This window comes from Brevundimonas sp. EAKA, from assembly GCF_000698025.1.
GTDB classification, from domain to species: Bacteria; Pseudomonadota; Alphaproteobacteria; order Caulobacterales; family Caulobacteraceae; genus Brevundimonas; species Brevundimonas mediterranea_A.
The window spans coordinates 1-16658 of sequence record NZ_JMQR01000064.1; the positions used below are offsets into that span (position 1 = coordinate 1).

Genomic DNA, 16658 nt, shown 5'->3' on the forward strand with positions numbered 1-16658 from the left:
CCCCCTATAATCCGCCTCGGTCTCGTCGCTTGGAGGGCTCGCTTGGCCTGCGACCTTGCGGCGGCGGGAGCGGATGGAACGGGAGCGGGGGTGCAATCCCTCCGCGCCGGCGGCGTCTCAAAACGCCGTTGGAGGGTCGAGGGGGATACTCGGCCGCACTCGGGACAGGGTTCGCAGACCCTGCCGACCCGTCGCAGGCTTATGGGGTTAGGCGATAAGACCGCCACCGCTCGGCGCCCCGAGCTTGCAGGCCAACCATTCGCGCGGAGCGTCAAACCTTCGTCGAAACGGTACTCAAAACACCAAACTCCGGGCGAAGGCCCGGCGCCCCGCCCAGCCCTCCATAACTTCGCAGCGAAAGCGCGAGGGGGCTTCTGCACGTCCGTGTTCCGGCGCCCGCGTTCGGGCGCCACGCGAACCGCCGTTTGTCGGGCGTTAACCACTCTCGATCCATGCTGACAGCAAGTTCCGGGCCAGTTGGCGCGCCGGCAGGATTTTTCGAACGTGATCGGGCAACGTCTAGAGATCAGACAGGGGCAGGGGCTGGTCATCACGCCCCAGCTGCAGCAGGCGATCAAGCTGCTGCAACTGTCGAACCTCGAGCTCGAGGAGTTCGTCGAGGCCGAGCTGGAACGCAATCCCCTGCTGCAACGCGACGAGCCCGAGGGCGAAGGCCCCGAGGCCCCGGTTTCGGTTTCCGACGCCGCCCCGGACGGTGAAATGTCCTTCGGCGACGGGGTCGGCCAGGATTCCGTGGCGTCGATGGACGCCGGGTCCGACGACGTCTATGGCGACGCCGCCCCCGGCGAACGCACCAGCGACCGCATGACGGACGAGGCCCAGCCGGGTCTGTCCGACTGGTCCAGCGCCGGCAAGGGCGGCCAGGTCTTCGAAGGCGACGGCGAACGCCCCGACGCCCATGAACTGACCCTGTGGGAGCATCTGCAGGCCCAGGCCTCCTCGGCCGGCCTTTCGGCCGCCGACCACGCCATCGCCCTGACCCTGATCGACGCCACCGACGAGGGCGGCTATCTGCGCGGCGAAATGGCCGAGTTCGCCGATCGCCTCGGCGTCAGCCTGGACCGGATCGAGGCCGTCGTCGCCGTCTGCCAGGGGTTCGAGCCGACCGGGATCATGGCCCGTTCGGTGCCCGAGTGCCTGAAGCTGCAGCTGATCGAGCGCAATCGATTCGATCCGGCCATGGGCGCCCTGCTCGACCATCTGGACCTGCTGGCCCGGCGCGACCTGGCGGGCCTGAAGAAGATCTGCGGCGTCGACGGCGAGGACCTGGCCGAGATGATCGCCGAGCTGAAGGCCCTGACGCCCCGCCCCGGCGCCGGATTCGGCGGCGAACCGGCCCAGACCGTGGTGCCCGACGTCCATGTGCGGCCCGACCCGGCCGGCGGCTGGCGGGTCGAGCTGAACGCCGACACCCTGCCGCGCCTGTTGATCGACAAACGCTATCACGGCCTGGTTCAGGCCGGCGCCCGGTCCGACACCGAAAAGACCTTCGTCGCCGAATGCGCCGCCCAGGCCAGCTGGCTGGTCAAGTCGCTGGACCAGCGCGCCAAGACCATTCTGAAGGTCTCGTCCGAGATCGTGCGCCAGCAGGACGCCTTCCTGGCCTTCGGCGTCGAATTCCTTCGCCCGCTGAATCTGAAGACGGTCGCCGACGCCATCGGCATGCACGAATCGACGGTCAGCCGCGTCACCTCCAACAAATATGTCTCGACCCCGCGCGGGGTGTTCGAGCTGAAATTCTTCTTCACCGCCGCCATCCAATCGGTGGACGGCGCCTCGACTCATTCGGCCGAGGCGGTCCGCCATCGGATAAAAACCATGATCGATGGGGAAGGGGTGGGGGGCGACGTTTTGTCCGATGATCGGATCGTCGAAATCCTTAAGGAGGCGGGCATAGATATAGCCCGTAGAACGGTCGCCAAGTATCGGGAAGCCTTGAGGATTCCGTCCTCCGTCGAGCGCCGCAGGATGCTTAAGACCGGCTGAAGCGTGACCACAAATCGGTGATCCCGATTGACACCAAATGCGGGCGGGAGCGTTCTATTCGTATGCAAGTCCAAGTCAGCGGCAAGCAAGTGGATGTCGGCGAAGCGTTAGGCTCGCGCATCTCCCAGGAACTCGAAGACGGGGTCGGAAAATACTTCGCCCGCGGCGGTGAAGACGCCGAGGTCGTGGTGTCCAAGGACGGCCACAACTTCAAGGTGGACTGTTGGGTCCGCCTCGCGTCGGGCCAGACCCTGGTGACGACGGGCATGGGCGGCGACGCCCATTCCGCCTTCACCGAGGCGCTGGATCGTCTCGAAAAGCGGGTCCGTCGCTACAAGCGCCGGCTCAAGGATCACCACATCGGGCCCAAGGGCCTGTCGCCTGAAAAAACCGAAAACGCCGCCCGCGAAGTCGCTCGCAGCATCGTGCTGCGGGATCCCGACAGCGTCGAGGACGACGTCTTCGGCGACACCGGCGAAAACGACGGCCCGCCGCCCGTGGGCATGGTCATCGCCGAGACCGAGCACGAGATCCGCTCCATCACGGTCGGTCGCGCGGTCCTGGAACTGGATATGACCGGCTATCCGGTGGTGCTGTTCCGCAATGCGGCGCACGGCGGCCTGTCCGTCGTCTATCGCCGCCCAGACGGCAATGTCGGCTGGATCGACCCCGAGCGCACGAAGAAGTCGAACGGGCATTAGACTTACGGCTTAGTTTGACTTTGCCGCGGGAGCCTCTAAAGGGGCGCCCGCGGCCGCCAGTCGCTTATCTAGAGTTGGGCTACCCATGGATATCGCAGATCTGCTCGCGCCGAACGGCGTGGTGCTGCGTGGCGGCGCCTCGTCGAAACGTCAGGCGCTTCATGCCGTGGCCGAGGCTGCGGCCCAGGCTCTGGGCGTGGACCAGGGCCGTATCTTCGAGGCCCTGCTGGAACGCGAAGCCCTGGGCTCCACCGGCCTGGGCTCCGGCGTGGCCGTGCCGCACGCCCGTCTGAAGGAGATCGACCGGGTCACGGCCGTCTTCGTGCGCCTGGATACGCCTGTGGCCTATGAAGCGGTCGATGATCGTCCGGTCGATCTGCTGCTGGCCCTGTTCGCCCCGCCCAAGGACGGCGCCGAACATCTGCGCGCCCTGGCGGCGGTCTCGCGCGCCCTGCGGTCGCCGGAACTGCGTGAGCAGCTGCGTCAGGCCCGGACGGTCGATGCGATCAAGGCCCTGTTCGTCAAGGACCAGGCGCCCGCCACGGCCGCCTGAGAGGCCGGGCCGTCAAGGGCGGCGCCCGGCCGCCCTTTCCCTTGTTCAGTGAACCGAGACCGGCTCCAGCTCGTGCGCCACAGCGGCGGCGAAGGCGGTGTCGCGGTCCAGCATGACGGCCAGCCGTTCCCCGTCCGCGCTGTGAACGGCGTAGAGGGACTGATTCGGGTCGAAGGCGATGTCCTTCATCTCTACCGCCTCTTCCAGCAGGTCGGACGCCTTCACCTCGCGCACATAGACGAGATCGGGGGCGCCCAGTCCGGCGAAATCTTCCTTGGTCATCATCATCGGCGTCATAGGACCGCCTCCTTCGCTTTGACAACGCCCGGATCGCCGGGCGGTTCGAACGGCTGCGCTTTTCAGCCGGCCGTGATGGGAATGCGCCGCACCAGGCGCTCGGCCTCGGGCCGGATCAGATCGACATGCAGCAGGCCGTGTTCCAGCCGCGCGCCCTCGATCTCCAGCCCGTCGGCCAGGACGAAGCTGCGTACAAAGCCTCGCGCCGCGATGCCGCGATGCAGGAAGGCCTGTTCGCTCTTGCCCGCGTCGTCGCGCTTGCCGGCGATGGTCAGCTGCCGCCCTTCCAGGGTGATGGCCAGTTCGTCAGGAGCGAACCCGGCCACAGCCAGGCTGATCCGGACCCCCGCCTCGCCGATCTGTTCGACGTTATAGGGCGGATAGCTCTCGGCCGCAGCCTTGGCGGCGCGGTCGATCAGGGCGCGGGTGTGGTCGAAGCCCAGCAGGAACGGGCTGTCGAACAGGATGGTGCGGGTCGTCGTCATCTGGGTCCTCGGAAAAGCGACCGACCGTGGGCCTCCCGCAATCGGCAAGGCTCCCGGTCACAGATGAAGATGGGGGCGGACAGGGGCGGGATCAACCGTCCCTGTCTGCGACCTCAGTGGATGGCTTCGCCATGCTGGGTATAGTCCAGGCCCTCGACCTCTTCGTCCTTGGTCACGCGCAGGCCCGTAGTGAACTTGCAGATCATCAGGACCACGAAGGTGCCGACCGCGCTCCAGACGATGGCCCCGCCCAGGCCCAGCGCCTGTTTCCACACCGTCGCGCCCTCGGACAGGGCGTTGATGCTGGTGGTGGCGAAGACCCCGGTCAGCAGGGCGCCGACGATGCCGCCGATTCCGTGCACGCCGAAGGCGTCCAGGCTGTCGTCGTACTTCAGCGCGTGCTTCAGCCAGACGGCCCCGGCGTAGCAGGCCGGACCCGCGATCAGGCCGATGAAGAAGGCGCCCTTGGGATCCACGAAGCCGGCGGCGGGGGTGATGGCGACCAGACCGCCGACGACGCCCGACAACAGGCCCAGCAGGGTCGGGCGCTTGCGGTCGAACCATTCGACGGTCATCCAGCCCAGGGCCGCGGCGGCGGCGGCCAGGATGGTGTTGAAGGCGGCGGTGGCGGCCAGGGCGTCGGCGGCGCCCGCCGATCCGGCGTTGAAGCCGATCCAGCCGACCAGCAGCAGGCCGGTGCCGATGGCGCTGTAGACCAGATTGGCGGGGGCCATGTTGTCGCGGCCGAAGCCGTGACGCGGCCCCAGCACCAGGGCGCAGACCAGGCCGGCGACGCCCGCATTGACGTGAACCACCGCCCCGCCCGCGAAGTCGAGCACGCCCAGGCTCCCCAGATAGCCGCCGCCCCAGACCTGATGGCAGATCGGCGCATAGACGATCAGGTGCCACAGGGCGAAGAACAGCAGGCTGGCCGAGAATTTCATCCGCTCGGCGAAGGCGCCGGCGATAAGGGCCGGGGTGATGATGGCGAAGGTCATCTGGAAGCTGACGAACAGCAGTTCCGGCAGGCCGGGCAGCAGACTGTGCGCCGTCTGCATCGTCACCCCGTTCAGGAAGGCCGCCTGGACCCCGCCGATCAGGCCGTTCACCGCATCCGGCCCCTTGCCGAACGACAGGCTGTAGCCGACCAGGAACCACAGCACCGAGACGATGGCGAAGGCCGCCGCCGACTGGGCGATGACGCTGATGATGTTCTTCTTGCGCACCATGCCGCCGTAGAACAGGGCCAGACCCGGCAGGGTCATCAGCAGCACCAGGGCGGTGGACGTCAGGATCCAGGCCGTCGCCGCATTGTCGATGACCAGGGGCGCCTGATGGGCCAGCAGGGCGGGGGCCGCCGCCAGGGCCGGCGAGGCGAGCGACGCCGCCCCGGCAACAGCGATGGCGGACAGGGCGGCGTGTCGGGTCATTTCATGCGTCTCGGGGAGGAGAGGAAGGAACGGCTCAGGCCAGGGTCTCAGGCCGAAGTCTTAAGCCGTTCCTCCGTTCTGACAATGTCCGTAAGCGGCAGGATACGCACGAAACGGTCAAGCGTGTTGTCCCAGTCGCCCAGCAGTCGGCGGGCCAGCGGCGAACCGGTCGCCGCCAGATGGGCCTCGACCAGTCCGCGCAGCCGTTCGGCCGCCGCTTCGTCGATGTCGGCCACGCCCGCCAGGTCGCCGTTCAGGGCCCGTTCGGCGAAGCCCGGCTGATCCAGCACGAACAGCTCGCCGCCGCTCATGCCCGCCGCCAGGTTCCATCCGACCCCGCCCAGCACGACCACCCGGCCGCCGGTCATATATTCGCAGCCATGCGCGCCCAGGCCCTCGACCACGGCCTCGGCGCCCGAGTTGCGGACCGCGAACCGCTCGCCCGCCGCACCGGCCACGAACAGCCGGCCCGAGGTCGCGCCATACAGGGTGGTGTTGCCGCAGATCAGCTGGTCCTCGCGCCATTCCGGCGTGCGGATCGAGATTTCGGCCCCCGACAGGCCCTTGCCGACATAGTCGTTGGCCTCGCCGGTCAGATGCAGTTCCAGCCCCTTGGCGGCGAAGGCGCCGAAGCTCTGGCCAGCGATGCCTTCCAGACGCAGCTTCAGCCGACCGGCCGGCCCCTGCGCCCCGAACCGCCGCACGATGGCGGACGAGACGGCGGCCCCGACCGTGCGCTGGGTGTTGTTCAGCGGATAGGACAGTTCCAGCGTCTGGCCGCGATCCAGGAACCGCACCGCGTCCTTCAACACCCGGGCGTCCAGGCTGTCGGCGATGGGCTTGCGCCCCTTGTCCGCCCATTTGCCGGCCGCGCCCTCGTCCACCCGAACCAGCAGGGGGTTCAGGTCCAGGTCGTCCAGGTGCGAGCCGCCGCGCCGGACCTGACGCAGCAGGTCGGTGCGGCCGATGATCTCGTCCATCGTCCGGGCGCCGATCGAGGCCAGGATTTCGCGCGTCTCCTCGGCGATGAAGGTGAACAGGTTGACCACCTTGTCCGGGGTGCCGGTGAACTTCTCGCGCAGCCGCTCGTCCTGGGAACAGACGCCGACGGGGCAGGTGTTCGAATGGCACTGGCGCACCATCAGACAGCCCATGGCGATCAGGGCGGCGGTGACGACCCCGTATTCCTCTGCCCCCAGCATGGCGGCGATCACCACGTCGCGGCCGGTGCGGACCCCGCCGTCGGTCCGCAGCGTCACGGTGCCGCGCAGATTGTTCAGCGTCAGCACCTGATGGGCCTCGGCCAGGCCGATCTCCCACGGCAGGCCGGCGTGCTTGATCGAGGTCTGGGGCGAGGCGCCGGTGCCGCCGTTGTGGCCGGCGATCAGGATGGCGTCGGCGTTGGCCTTGGCCACCCCGGACGCAATGGCCCCGATGCCCGAGGCGGACACCAGTTTCACCGTCACCTTGGCGTCGGGATTGATGGCCTTCAGATCATAGATCAGCTGGGCCAGGTCCTCGATCGAATAGATGTCGTGGTGCGGCGGCGGGCTGATCAGGGTGGTGCCGGGCACGGCGTGGCGCATCCGGGCGATGAACTCGGTGACCTTGAAGCCGGGCAGTTGCCCGCCCTCGCCGGGCTTGGCGCCCTGGGCCACCTTGATCTCGATCTCGCGGCACTGGTTCAGATATTCGGCCGTGACGCCGAACCGGCCCGAGGCCACCTGCTTCACCGCCGAGTTGGCGTCGTCGCCGTTGGCGCGCGGGTGATAGCGTTCCGGATCCTCGCCGCCCTCGCCCGAGACCGAGCGGGCGCCGATGCGGTTCATGGCGATGTTCAGCGTCTCGTGCGCCTCGGGGCCCAGTGCGCCCAGGGACATGGCCTGGGTCAGGAAGCGGCGGCGGATGTCCGACACGCTCTCGACCTGGTCCACCGGAATGGCGACGCCCTCGCGGAAGTCCAGCAGATCGCGCAATGACAGGTCCGGCTGGTTTCTGACGGCCTCCGAGAACTGCTTGAACCGGCGATAGTCGCCGCGGTTGCAGGCGTCCTGCAGCAGGTGGATGGTCTTGGCCTCGTGGGCGTGGGCCTCGCCGCCCGAGCGGATCTTGAAGAAGCCGCCGATGGCGGGCGAGGGCCGGGCCTCGCCCCAGGCGACCGTGTGCCGCTTCATCGCCGCCTGTTCCAGACCGGCCAGGCCGATGCCGGAGATGCGCGACGGGGCGCCGGGGAAGAATTCGGCCGTCAGGGCGCGCGACAGGCCCAGCACCTCGAACTCGCAGCCGCCGCGATAGGCGGAGATGACGCTGATCCCCTTGCGCGCCAGGGTCTTCAGCAGGCCCGCCTCGATGCCCTTCTTGTAGTTCAGGCAGGCGTCGCGCAGCGTCAGGCCGGGATACAGGCCCCGGTCCAGACGTTCCTGGAACAGGTCCTGGGCCAGCCAGGCGTTGACGGTGGTCGCGCCGACCCCGACCAGGACCGCGAACCCGTGCGGGTCCAGGGTCTCGGCCGTGCGGACCACGATGGAGCAAAAGGAGCGCAGACCCGCCTGGGTCAGGCGGCCGTGAACCCCGGCCGTGGCCAGGATCATCGGCGCGGCCAGACGCCCCGCCGACCCCTGCTGATCCGTCAGCACGATCAGGGCCGCCCCGTCGCGGGCGGCGGCCTCGGCCTCGTCCATGATCCGGTCCAGCGCCGCGCGCAGGCCGGCGCCGGGCCGCGCGTCCTCGGACGGGGTGTCATAGCTGCAGTCGATGACCACGGTCGAACCGGCCCCGACCGTCTCGATCATCCGCTCGTACATGCCGTTGGTCAGCACCGGGCTGTCCAGGACGAAGACGTCGGTCTGGGCCGCTTCCTGGGCCAGGATATTGCCCAGGTTCTTGAACCGGGTCTTCAGGCTCATGGCCCCGGCTTCGCGCAGCGGGTCGATGGGCGGGTTTGTCACCTGGCTGAAGTTCTGGCGGAAATAGTGGCTCAGCGGGCGCGGCAGGGCCGACAGCACCGCCGGCGGGGCGTCGTCGCCCATCGAGCCGACCGCCTCCTTGCCGTCGCGCACCAGGGCGTCCAGCAACAGGTCCAGATCCTCGCGGCTGAAGCCGGCGGCGATCTGACGGCGCGTCAGATCATCGCCCGAGGTCGAGCGGGGTTCGGGTCCGGGGCCGATGATCGGCTCCAGATCCACCATATTGTCCAGCCACTCGGTATAGGGGTGGGCGGCGGCCAGGGCGTCGATGGCCTCATGCTCGTCGTACAGACGGCCATGCTTCATATCGACGGCGATCAGCTTGCCGGGGCCGATGTGCAGGCGACGCTTCACCCGGCTTTCGGGGATGGGCACCAGGCCGGCTTCGGAGCCGGCCATCAGCAGGCCGTCGACGGTCTCGACGGCGCGCAGGGGGCGCAGGCCGTTGCGGTCCTTGCCCGCCACGATCCAGCGGCCGTCGGCGGCGCAGATGGCGGCCGGGCCGTCCCACGGCTCCATGACCGCGTTGCAATAGGCGTAGAAGGCCCGGTGTTCGGGCGGCATGACCACGTCGTCCTTGGCCCAGGCCTCGGGGATCAGCAGCGCCTTGGCCATCGGCGCGGGGCGCCCGGCGTGGACCAGCACCTCCATGACATTGTCCAGGGCGGCCGAGTCCGATCCGCCCGGCTGGACCACCGGCTTCACCTCGCGGTCGCGATCTCCGAAGGCCTGGGCGGCCATGCGGATCTCGTGCGACTTCATCCAGTTGAGGTTGCCCTTCAGCGTATTGATCTCGCCGTTGTGGGCCATCATGCGGAAGGGCTGGGCCAGCTTCCATTCGGGGAAGGTGTTGGTTGAATAGCGCTGGTGGAAGACGGCGTAGGCCGAGACGAAACGCGGATCCTCCAGGTCGGGGTACAGGTTCCCCAGCAGTTCGGCCCGCACCATCCCCTTGTAGGCGATGGAGCGCGCGGACAGGGTGCAGATATAGACGGCGGCCAGGTTCTCGGTCTTGACCGTCTTTTCGATGCGGCGGCGGCACAGATACAGCTCGCGCTCCAGCGCCTCGCCGTCCAGCGGCTGGCCGGCGTCGTCCAGCGGCGGGGCCAGCATGATCTGTTCGATCTCGGGCCGGGTCGCCCCGGCCTTGGTCCCCACCACCGACAGGTCGATGGGCGTCTGGCGCCAGCCATAGATCCAGAAGCCGGCGCGCAGGGCCTCGGTCTCGACGATGGCGCGGGCGCGGTCCTGGGCGCCCAGATCGGTGCGCGGCAGGAAGACCTGGCCGACGCAGATCGGGCCCGGACGCAGGGACTGGCCGATGGAGGCCACCTGTTCGGCGAAGAAGCCCTGGGGCAGTTCGGCCATTATGCCGGCCCCGTCGCCCGACAGGCCGTCGGGATCGACCGCGCCGCGGTGAGCCACGGCCTTCAGGCTGCGGATCGCATATTCCACCACGTCGCGACGCGGGCTGCCGTCGATGGAGCAGACCAGGCCCACGCCGCAGGCGTCGCGCTCGGAGGCGCGGTCATAGGCGTGGCCGGCTTCCAGGCGGTCGCGGGTTTCTTCGTACTTATCAAGCCATTGGGTCATGCCGCGACCTCCTCGGTGCGGGTCTTCAGGTAACGGTCGATTTCGGCGGCGGCGTCCTGGCCTTCGCGCACGGCCCAGACGACCAGTGAGGCGCCGCGCACCGCGTCGCCGGCGGCGAAGACGCCGGGCAGGCTGGTGGCGAAGCTGACGGATCCGACCTTGATGGTGCCGTCGTCACGCAGACGCAGATCGGGCTCATGCGCCGCGAACGGCTCGGGCGAGAAGCCCAGGGCCTCGATGACGATGTCGGCCGGAATGTCGAAGTCGGCGCCGGGGACGGGCACGATATCGCGACGCTGTCCGGGGGCCGCCTCGGTCAGCTGCATCCGCGCGGCGCGCACGCCGGTGACGCGGTCGCCCTGGGACAGCAGGGCCTTGGGCGCGCCCAGCCATTCGAAGACGACGCCTTCCTCCTCGGCGTTGACCACTTCGCGGGCCGAGCCGGGCATGTTCTCGCGGTCGCGCCGATACAGGCAGGTGACGCTGGCCGCGCCCTGGCGAACGGCGGTGCGGACGCAGTCCATGGCGGTGTCGCCGCCGCCGATGACCACCACCCGCTTGCCGCGCGCCTCGTGCCAGCCGTCTTCCTCGGCGTCGCCCAGGTCGCGCCGGTTCTGGTGCGTCAGATAGGACAGGGCCGCGACGGTCGAATCCGGACCCCGGCCCGGCGCCGACAGGATGCGCGGCTGATAGACGCCCATGGCCAGCAGGACCACGTCGTGGCGCTCGCGCAGTTCGGCCAGGGTCACGTCCTTGCCGATCTCGCAGCCCAGGACGAACTGGACTCCGCCGTCGATCAGGCGGTCCACGCGGCGCTGGACGACGTGCTTCTCCAGCTTGAAGCCGGGGATGCCGTAGATCAGCAGGCCGCCGGCCCGGTCGTGCCGGTCATAGACCGTGACCTGATAGCCCTCGCTGCGCAGACGGTCGGCGGCGGCCATGCCGGCCGGACCCGCGCCGACGATGCCAACGCTCTCGCCGCGTTCGGCCGCCGGGCGGATCGGTTCGACCCAGCCGTTGGCGAAGGCCTGATCGCCCAGCCAGGCCTCGACCGAGCCGATGGTCACCGCGTCCCAGCCGGACTGGTTCAGGGTGCAGGCGCCCTCGCACAGCCGGTCCTGCGGACAGATGCGGCCGCAGATCTCGGGCATGGTCGAGGTCAGGGACGCGACGCGCCAGGCCTCGCGCGGCTCGTTCTCGGCCGACAGGCGCAGCCAGTCGGGAATATTGTTCTGAAGCGGACAGGCGTTCTGGCAGAACGGCACGCCGCAGTCGGTGCAGCGCGACGCCTGTTTCTCGGCCGTCTCGGTCGAGGGCGGAATCGTGATCTCGCCGAACCCGCGTGCGCGCAGTTCGGCTGTGGCCTTCGAGAGGCGGCGTGGTTCGACGACGAAAGTCCCGCCTTGCTTCAGGGTCTTGTGCATGACGCGCTTATGCCGCGAATGGTCCGGCCTAGGCAAATATTATTGCTGAGACCCGTTCGCGGCTGCTCAGGTTGCAATAGACGTCCTGATATGTCGAAATTCGAGACAGCAAATTGCGCTGTCGGTAGGGTTGGGGAAACAGGTTTCAGGCGTCTCCAATCTTTGCCGGAACCTCCCCGGCTCGCGGTCGTTGGCTTTCCATTCTAATTTCTCAAGGGAACCGCCATGCCGCGATGGACCACGCCGAGCGGATGGGGTGGGTGGTTGACCCTCCTCCTGGGTGTTTTGATTTTTCTGATCGGCGGGATCCTCGCCGTCGGCGGCGTTCAGCTGCTGAGCCTGGGCGGTTCCTGGTACTATCTGGTTGTGGGCCTGATGCTGATCGTCGCCGGCGCCCTGCTGGTGTTGCGGGACGTCAGGGGCGCGTGGGTCTATGGCGCCGCCTTCCTCTTCACCCTCGTGTGGGCCTTGTGGGAGACGGGTCTGGACGGCTGGGCCCTGGTGCCCCGGCTGGTGGGGCCTCTGGTCTTGATGGTCCTGGTTCTGGCGACCCTGCCGGTGCTGAAGCCGCACGGCGGCGGGCGTCTGGCCGGGGGCGGCGCCCTGGGGCTGGCGGTTCTGACCGTGGTGTTCGGGTTTGTGGTCGCCCAGGCCAACCAGGCCGGCATCGAGAACCGGCTGCCGGGACCGCGCGGCGCCTATAATGATCCGGCCTTGCTGAAAACCGGCGCCGACTGGCCCGCCTGGGGCGGCACCGACAGCGCCCAGCGCTATTCCCCGCTGACCCAGATCAACAAGGACAATGTCGGCCGGCTGGAACGCGCCTGGACCTTCCGCACCGGCGATCTGCCGGAGGAGCGTTGGGGCGCCGAGACCACGCCGCTGAAGATCGGGAACACCGTCTATCTCTGTTCCGCGCGCAACAAGCTGTTCGCGCTGGACGCCGCGACCGGCCAGCAGAAATGGGCCTATGATCCCCAGGTCGCGGACGAGAACATCCCCTATACGGCCGCCTGCCGCGGCGTGACCTATCATGTGCGCGCCGACGCCCAGCCGGCCCAGCCCTGCGCCACCAAGATCATCGAAGGCACCCTGGACGGCCGCATCATCGCCGTCGACGCCCAGACCGGCCGGCCTTGCCCGGCCTTCGGTCAGAACGGCGCCGTGGATATCAAGCGCGGCATGGGCGACCCCTATCCCGGCATGGTGTCGATCACCTCGCCCCCCGTCATCGTGCGGGGCGTGATCGTGACCGGGCATCAGGTGCTGGACGGCCAGAAACGATGGAACGCCTCGGGCGTGATCCAGGGCTTTGACGTCGAGACCGGCGAACTCCGCTTCGCCTGGGACATGATGCGCCCCGACCGCACCGGCCTGCCGCCCGAGGGCGAGACCTATACGCCCGGCACGCCCAATATGTGGACCACGGCCACGGGGGATGAGGCCCTGGGTCTGGTCTATCTGCCCATGGGCAATTCGGCGGCCGACTACTGGTCCAGCTCGCGTCGCCCGCAGGAGAATGAATACTCCACCGCCCTGGTCGCGCTCGATGTGACGACGGGCAAGCCGCGTTGGCATTTCCAGACGGTTCACAAGGATGTCTGGGACTTCGACCTGGGCTCGCAGGCGACCCTGATCGACTATCCCACGGGGGGCGGCGTCGTGCCGGCCCTGCTGCTGCCCACCAAACAGGGCGACATGTATGTGTTCAACCGCGCCACCGGCCAGATGCTGCACGGGATGGAGGAACGCCCGGTCCCGACCACGGGCGGAACCGAACAGGGCCAGCGCGCCCCGACCCAGCCGTTCTCGCTGTTCGCCACCCTGCGCAAGCCGAACCTCGAAGAGCGCGACATGTGGGGCATGTCCCCCATCGACCAGATGATGTGCCGCATCAACTTCAAGAAGGCGAATTACCAAGGCTACTACACCCCGCCCTCGACCAACCACTACATCAACTATCCGGGCTACAACGGCGGTTCGGACTGGGGCGGCGTGGCGGTCGATCCGGTGCGTGGCGTGATCATCGCCAACTATAACGACATGCCCAACTACAACCGGCTGGTGCCGCGCGAAGAGGCCAACGAGAAGGGCTGGTTCCCGCGCGACGACCCCCGCTACATCGAGCAGCAGAAGGAGCTGGCCCTGCGCGGCGGCAGCCTGTCCAAGGGCGAAGGCGCCGGCGATCCGCAGATCGGCGTGCCCTACGCGATCGACGTCAACGCCGGCTGGCGCGTGAAGTGGACGGGCCTGCTGTGCAAGGAGCCTCCCTACGGCGGCATCACCGCCATCGACCTGCGCTCGGGCCAGACCCTGTGGGACCGTCCGTTCGGCACGGCGCGCAAGAACGGGCCGTGGGGCATCCCCTCGCACCTGCCGCTGGAGATCGGCACGCCGAACAACGGCGGGTCGGTCGTCACGGCCGGCGGCCTGATCTTCATCGCCGCCGCCACCGACGACCTGATCCGCGCGATCGACATCGAGACGGGCGAGACGGTCTGGTCGGACGTGCTGCCGGCCGGCGGTCAGGCCAACCCGATGATCTATGAGCAGAATGGCCGCCAGTATCTCGTCATCATGGCGGGTGGCCACCACTTCATGGAGACGCTGCGGGGCGACTACGTCATCGCCTATGCCCTGCCGCAACGCGGCTGAGGCGTTTTCTCCCTCCCCCGGCGGGGGGGGGAGGTCGCGCCAGCGACCGGGTTGGGGCGGCTCGGAAACGAGCCGCCTCTTTTCGTTCAGGGATGCTTTGCTGGGCCGCCCCCACCCGGCTTCGCCTGCGGCTCAGCCTCCCTCCCCGGACGGGGAGGGAGAAGGTCAGGGTCTGATCTGGCCCTGGCCGCGCACGACGTATTTGTAGGTGGTCAGCTGTTCGGCCCCCACCGGGCCGCGCGCATGCAGGCGGGCGGTGGAGATGCCGATCTCGCCGCCGAAGCCGAACTCGCCCCCGTCGGCGAACTGAGTCGAGGCGTTGATCAGGACGATGGCGCTGTCCACCCGCGCCGCGAACCGTTCGGCGGCGTCTGAGTCTGTGGTGATGATCGCCTCGGTGTGGCCCGAGCCGTAGCGGGCGATATGGTCGGCGGCGCCGTCCAGATCATCGACGATCCGCACCGCCAGGATGGGCGCCAGATATTCGGTGGTCCAGTCGGCCTCCGTCGCCGGGATCATGGCGGGGACCAGGGCCACAGCCTCGGCGTCGCCGCGCAGTTCGCATCCGGCGGCGATCAGGTCGGCGGCGACGGGGGGCAACAGGCGCGCCGCCGCCGCCCGATCCACCAGCAGGGTCTCGGTCGCGCCGCAGACCGACACCCGCCGCATCTTGGCGTTCACCACCACGGCCCGCGCCACCGCCAGATCGGCGGCTTCGTGCAGATAGGTGTGGTTCAGCCCTTCCAGATGGCTCAGCACCGCCACCCTGGCCTCGGCCTGGACCCGCGCGACCAAGCTCTTGCCCCCGCGCGGAATGATCACGTCGATGGCGCCGTCCAGCCCGGTCAGCATCAGCCCCACAGCCGCGCGGTCGGGCGTGTCCACCAGCTGCACCGCATCGGCGGGCAGGCCTGCCTCGTTCAGGGCTTCCGCGATCAGGCCCGCGATGGCCAGCGACGACTGCAGACAGTCCGAGCCGCAGCGCAGGATGGCCGCATTGCCCGAACGGATGCACAGGGCGGCCGCGTCGGCGGTGACATTGGGTCGGCTCTCATAGATGACGCCCAGCACCCCGATGGGGGTGCGGACCCGGGCGATGTCCAGGCCGTTGGCGGGGGTCCAGCGTTCGGTCTCCACGCCCAGGGGATCGGGCACGGCGGCGATGGTGGCCACGGCCTGGGCCATGCCGGCGACGCGGGCGGGCGTCAGGGCCAGCCGGTCGATCAGGGCCTCGGTCATGCCATTGGCGCGGGCGGCGTCCACGTCCTGGGCGTTGGCGGCCAGGATCTGGGCCTCGGCCGCCGTCAGCTTTTGCGCCAGCACCTCCAGCGCGCGGGTGCGGGCGGCGGCCGGCGCTTCACGCATGGCGCCGGCGGCGGCGCGGGCGCGTCGGCCCAGGTCCATCATTCGGGTCTCAAGATCGGTCATCGCTCGTCCAGAACCATGTCGTCGCGGTGGATCAGAACCGAGGCGCCGCGATAGCCGAGGATGGCCTCGATCTCGTCCGAGCGGCGGCCCCGGATGCGGGCGGCCTCGTCGGCGGCGTAGGCGGCCAGGCCCACGCCCACGGCCCGGCCCTCGGGGTCAGTCAGACGCACGCAGTCGCCTTTTTCGAAGTCGCCGCTGACGGCCGTGACCCCGGCGGGCAGTAGGCTTTTCCCCGCCCTCAGCGCGTTGACGGCTCCGGCGTCCAGCGTCAGGGATCCCGCCGGTGACAGACTGCCGGCGATCCACTGCTTATAGGCGGCCATCGGTCCGTCAGGGGCGGTGATCAAGGTGGCGCGGGCGCCCGCCTGGATGGCGCTCAACGGCGACAGGGTCTGGCCCGAGGCGATGATGGTGGCGCAACCGGCCGAGCGGGCGATCTGGGCCGCCGCCAGCTTGGTGGCCATGCCGCCCGTGCCGACGCCGGCCTGGGCGTTGGCGCCCCCGCCCATGGCCAGGATGTCGGGGCTCAGGGTCTCGATCAGGGGCAGGTGGGCGGCGGCCGGATCACGGCGCGGATCGGCGGTATAGAGGCCGTCCACGTCCGACAGCAGGATCAGCAGGTCGGCTCGCGCCAACTGGGCCGTCCGCGCCGCCAGCCGGTCGTTGTCGCCATAGCGGATCTCTTCGGTGGCGACGGTGTCGTTCTCGTTGACGACGGGGATGACCCCGTGGCCCAGCAGGGCCTCGACCGTGGCGCGAGCGTTCAGCCAGCGGCGGCGCCGTTCGGTGTCGTCGCGCGTCAGCAGCACCTGGCCGACCACTAGGTCGTGGGGCGCCAGGGCCTCGGACCAGGCGGCCGTCAGCAGCGACTGCCCGACCGAGGCCGCCGCCTGCTTGTCCTCCAGCCGCGCCCCCAGTTTTGGCAGACGCCCCCGGCCCAGGGCGATGGAGCCGGACGAGACCACGATGACTTCGCGCCCCTCGGCCTTCAGCGCGGCCAGATCCGACGCCACGGCCGCCAGCCAGTCGCGGGTCGGCCGCCGCGTTTCGGCGTCGATCAGCAGCGAGGATCCGATCTTGACCACGATGCGCCGCGCCGCCCCCAGGGCCGAGGCGGCG

11 protein-coding genes are annotated in these 16658 nt (G+C 69.0%); 4 read left to right on the forward strand and 7 right to left on the reverse strand.

Annotated elements, in window-relative coordinates; all coding sequences use genetic code 11:
* The first annotated feature begins 504 nt into the window (after positions 1-504).
* The 3 genes from rpoN (at position 505) to ptsN (ending at position 3261) form a co-directional block, all read left to right on the forward strand.
* A complete protein-coding gene (rpoN, locus tag ER13_RS10450) occupies positions 505-2007 on the forward strand; it encodes an RNA polymerase factor sigma-54 (protein ID WP_035309058.1) in 1503 nt (500 codons plus the stop codon).
* 62 nt (positions 2008-2069) lie between these two features.
* Positions 2070-2708, forward strand: a complete 639-nt coding sequence (gene raiA / locus ER13_RS10455; RefSeq protein ID WP_008260210.1) for a ribosome-associated translation inhibitor RaiA — start codon at positions 2070-2072, stop codon at positions 2706-2708.
* Between the two features lie 85 nt (positions 2709-2793).
* Positions 2794-3261, forward strand: coding sequence for a PTS IIA-like nitrogen regulatory protein PtsN (ptsN, locus tag ER13_RS10460; protein ID WP_008262263.1), 468 nt, complete (start codon positions 2794-2796; stop codon positions 3259-3261).
* A gap of 45 nt (positions 3262-3306) precedes the next feature.
* On the opposite strand, the gene ER13_RS10465 is transcribed toward ptsN, so the two are convergent.
* The 5 genes from ER13_RS10465 to ER13_RS10485 form a co-directional block, all read right to left on the reverse strand.
* Positions 3307-3558, reverse strand: a complete 252-nt coding sequence (locus ER13_RS10465) for a DUF1150 domain-containing protein (protein WP_008260703.1) — start codon at positions 3556-3558, stop codon at positions 3307-3309.
* A gap of 62 nt (positions 3559-3620) precedes the next feature.
* The gene (locus ER13_RS10470; protein WP_035309045.1) at positions 3621-4043 is read right to left on the reverse strand and encodes an Hsp20 family protein; all 423 of its coding nucleotides are present in this window, start codon (positions 4041-4043) and stop codon (positions 3621-3623) included.
* Between the two features lie 113 nt (positions 4044-4156).
* Positions 4157-5473 carry an ammonium transporter gene (locus tag ER13_RS10475; protein WP_035309048.1) on the reverse strand — a complete coding sequence of 439 codons (1317 nt, stop codon included), beginning with the start codon at positions 5471-5473 and terminating at the stop codon, positions 4157-4159.
* A gap of 47 nt (positions 5474-5520) precedes the next feature.
* Positions 5521-10032: a glutamate synthase large subunit gene (gltB, locus tag ER13_RS10480; RefSeq protein WP_035309049.1), complete on the reverse strand. Its 4512-nt coding sequence runs from the start codon at positions 10030-10032 to the stop codon at positions 5521-5523.
* A complete protein-coding gene (locus tag ER13_RS10485) occupies positions 10029-11456 on the reverse strand; it encodes an NAD(P)-dependent oxidoreductase (protein WP_008258682.1) in 1428 nt (475 codons plus the stop codon). Before ER13_RS10485 ends, gltB begins: the two co-directional genes overlap by 4 nt.
* 264 nt (positions 11457-11720) lie before the next feature.
* Between ER13_RS10485 and ER13_RS10490 the strand changes: the two genes are divergently transcribed.
* Complete coding sequence (locus ER13_RS10490) at positions 11721-14111, forward strand: membrane-bound PQQ-dependent dehydrogenase, glucose/quinate/shikimate family (RefSeq protein ID WP_231492525.1); 2391 nt, start codon at positions 11721-11723, stop codon at positions 14109-14111.
* A 165-nt stretch (positions 14112-14276) separates the two neighbouring features.
* Here ER13_RS10490 and ER13_RS10495 read toward each other — a convergent pair whose 3' ends face one another.
* The gene (locus ER13_RS10495) at positions 14277-15539 is read right to left on the reverse strand and encodes a glutamate-5-semialdehyde dehydrogenase (protein ID WP_035309054.1); all 1263 of its coding nucleotides are present in this window, start codon (positions 15537-15539) and stop codon (positions 14277-14279) included.
* A complete protein-coding gene (gene proB, locus ER13_RS10500) occupies positions 15536-16645 on the reverse strand; it encodes a glutamate 5-kinase (protein ID WP_081836201.1) in 1110 nt (369 codons plus the stop codon). The genes ER13_RS10495 and proB overlap by 4 nt, the downstream gene beginning before the upstream one ends.
* Positions 16646-16658: the final 13 nt, after the last annotated feature.